The organism is Bradyrhizobium sp. I1.14.4, from assembly GCF_050435825.1.
Lineage (GTDB): Bacteria > Pseudomonadota > Alphaproteobacteria > Rhizobiales > Xanthobacteraceae > Bradyrhizobium.
Map to the genome: position 1 here is coordinate 1 of NZ_JBNDLA010000065.1, position 3503 is coordinate 3503.

Sequence of the window (3503 nt, forward strand, 5' to 3'; positions counted from 1 at the left end):
GCCATCAGATCCTCCGTCGCTGTTGCAGCCGCCATCTCTGGCACAGCGACGCGAATCTACTGCGAATCTACCATTGCGAACTTGTGACTCGGGACGCTAGCGTGCCATCAACGACCGTATGTGGACCTGAACCCGCAGCGCGGCGCTCATTGTTGAGCGAGGACCACTTGCAAAGAGTTGCTGGCGCTTGGAAGTTGATCTGGGCGTCATCGCTATTCATTTTAGCCTGCCCGATAAAATGGCCTGCCTCAGTCGGCGGTCTCCGTCACCCGGCCCTTGCCTCCGCACACCTTGCACTTTGGCGGGTAAACTCTCCGGCCGTCATGTAGCTGCTGCACAATCGGCTCAAGACCTGAGCCGCCGCATGCGGGACACTTCCTCTCGGAGACTTTCAGTCTAGCCTGTTTCGTTGCTTTCGAGACCATGGCGCGCGCCAGTGATTAGATGCGACGCGCAAGAGTGTCCGGTTTCGTCTCGATCAACAACAATGGACGCGAATTAACGTTGATAGCCCCGTAGTTTTGCGGGCGGCGCTGCGCATGCTCGGGACAAATCCGCTTTGCTCTTGAACTTGGACATCGTTCGACGCGGTGGGGCGTCTCGAACGGGCCAAAACCGGAAGTGACACCGCGCCGCAGTCAGAATCGAGGCATTTTTGCGGCGCGAGACGTCGATGATCGCTGCATCGACGGTCACCATTCATCGTAGAACCACTCCCTTGCGATTCGAGGCCGCGCTCTTGCGTACGGCGGCTGAGACGTCCGCTCGGGCTTGCTCACGGCCGGAGTCGGCGGCGTGCCGACTCGGCAATCCGTCAGGGTCGATCAGCCTCCAGCACTCCCTTCAGCCTTGTCCAAAGAATGGCCGGATGATAGCGCGTTTGAGGTCTCGTGATAATGGGCGGGATACGGCAATGGCGGCGAGGAGCGGAGCGGTCATGGCGCGACGTCCAAATCGACGGTGCTGCACAGCGCGTGGGTGCGGAAAGTTGACGCTGCTAGAACGCCCGAAGTCTATTCATCTGCAATCTTTGACCAGCCGCCTGCGCTGTCCTTCATATCACGGTGCATGGTGCCATTGTCCCAGTTGACGCAGGTCCGAACGTCATTGAACTCATTCAGGGTGCACGCTTCACGTGCTATAATTTTGCCTTTACATATCTTCTTCAGTTTTCAAAAAGGCGATCTTTCCCTTGTTGTCCACGTAGGTCAGACCCGTGATGCAGACTTTATGCTCGGGCTGACAAGAGCGAGAAAAAAGCGGATTTCCATTATTTTGACTCGCTGACTTCTCCATCGCTTTGTTCAGTAGTTCACCCCAAGTAGGCACATCATTGTTGGAAGAGCGAGAAGCAGCTGCGTTTGCGCCTGATGGCGCTGACGACATTGGCCCGGTCGGCGGAGTTTGCTGCAAGTTGGCGACAGGTGGACTAGCCGTTTGAGATGGGCGCCCCATCATGGTCGTGCCCATGGACTGAAGATCTTGCGGACTCAGCCAAACCATGTCGCTCGGCGCGGTGACGACCATTCTCCCGATGATCGCCGGTGGGACTCCAAGCTCCTTCGCCATCTTGGCCATAGAGACTGTTGCCGCGCCCGAAGCGACTGTCTCCTCACCATTTTCACCGGATGCCCCGTGAACGCCGATTTGAGCGCCATAGCTCACATTCTTTGCTGATCCGGCAGCGAACATCAGGAAGCACGCCGATGCGCAGATTGCCGTCTTCCCCACGTTTGTTGACATTTTGCCGAACCTGATCGAGTCCGCGATCTTCGCTCCCTCAAGCAAGTTGCCGCCGGGAGAATCAAGCCGGACGTTCGCAACGTACTTCCCGGCGTCGTTCGCCTGCTTCACGGCCAGCGAAAACTTGTCTGAATCGCCGGGAAGGATCTCCCCAGTGATCCAGATGGCCGCCTGGCCGGACTTGCCGATCCCGCTCTTGATCTCGGCGGATTGACCTGCCTGGAGGTTGAAGAACATGGCCAAGAGGGCGCAGGCTGCCGCGCCGGCATTACGTTTCGCACTCATAAAACATGCCCCAATAAACAGCGAGATTTTCCCGCAACCAAAAAGCACGGGCAAGCCCATTCACAATAAGGCGGAGGGATACTTTCGGTGGACAGTGGCGCGCGGGAAGGGCACCACAGCGCCCAGCGCGCTCCGCTGGCGAGCTTTTGTCGTCCGGCGCTTGGGCGCCTCCGCCGCGAAGCTATGGATGAGATCGAGCGGCTGCTCGCCCTTCTCGATGAAATGGAGCCGGGCTCTGACCTCGAGCCGTCTCTCGGCGCACCCGGCGCTGTCCCAATTACGACACTCGTGGTTCCGGCATCGGAACACCGTGTTCTCCCGGAGTCCACATAGATTGTGGAAAACTCTAGTCTCATCGTTGCCGGGGCTGGACATTTCATCCCGATCTTATTTTCGAGAATTCTCCCGGTAAGGGGTCGCGGCGTGAGCGGCCCCTTTCGATTCGGCGGAGCGGCGAAGCGGCCCCAGCATCGACCCAAGGGCGCTGGGCCCGTTTCATTGATGCTCAGCATCGGATCATGTCTCTCCCGAAGCATTCTGAATTGCTCGGTAACCTATTGATCCGATTAGACGCCGAATCGTTCCGTAATTCAGGACCGACGTTGATATTGCTCGAAATCCTCCCGGATTTCCGCGCCGCTTGACCACGGTCAAAGCCCGCGACGACCGACGGCAATAGGGTCGTGTTTGAATGCCCCTCTTCGAACATCGATTTACCTGAGGCAGGTGTCGCGATCGTTTCGGCGGAATTTCCTGATATCGGGGCAATTCACACCGAAGCTTTGGTACTTCCTCGGTAATTAATTGCGCTCGGACCACCTACCGTGTGGGTCCGGTGTCCAGTTGTGAACGAAACGTCGATTGTACCCACGCGTTTTCGCTGTGCGGCAGGTTGTCGGACCGCCGCAGGCTCAGAGGCCTTTGTCTGAAACCCATAGGGGCTTGAGCATGCGGATCGTGCGTCCGGCCCTCGGTGCGAAGACCGTCAAGCCTTCGTCCAATCGGGTTTTGGCACCCCCTCGGCCGGATCCCCCCAAAAAAAGTCGCAAGCGACTTCTCAAGCCCTGACGTGCCCCGGATGCCGTCCGCGATCGACCGCATCAAGCCCCGTTCTGGGGCTTCACATCGAAACAAGCCTATCATGAGCAACTAGCCCGATCTATTCACGAGAGCACGGTCGTTCTTGACGTCTGACGGGGGCTGGCGGCTGGCGTGGGCGACCGTCCGGCCTTTTCTCACCGGTTTCTTCATCAAGCTGTTTTGTACGCGTTGGAGGAGTGGGGTGGGTGAGCGGGCGCAGGCCCGGTCGGTTACGGACCGAGCGCGAGCAGCGCGCCGGGCAAGCTGCGGAAGAGGTCGGCTTCGGGGCATGCCGCGGCGAACGCAAGGCGAATGCGGCTCGCGGTCTCGACGACCCGGGCTGCTATTTTCAAGAGACGAAGACGCAGCGTCGCGAACTCGGCAGTGGCCAATTC

At 58.8% G+C, this 3503-nt stretch carries 2 protein-coding genes; both read right to left on the reverse strand.

The window, feature by feature from the left end; translation table 11 throughout:
* Nucleotides 1–1152 precede the first annotated feature (1152 nt).
* Entirely contained in the window at nt 1153–2082 is a 930-nt protein-coding gene (locus tag ABIB78_RS38615; RefSeq protein WP_429034277.1) for a hypothetical protein, read from the reverse strand.
* A gap of 1256 nt (nt 2083–3338) precedes the next feature.
* Nucleotides 3339–3503, reverse strand: a 165-nt coding sequence (locus tag ABIB78_RS38620; RefSeq protein WP_429034278.1) for a transposase, incomplete at its 5' end; no start/stop codon positions are given.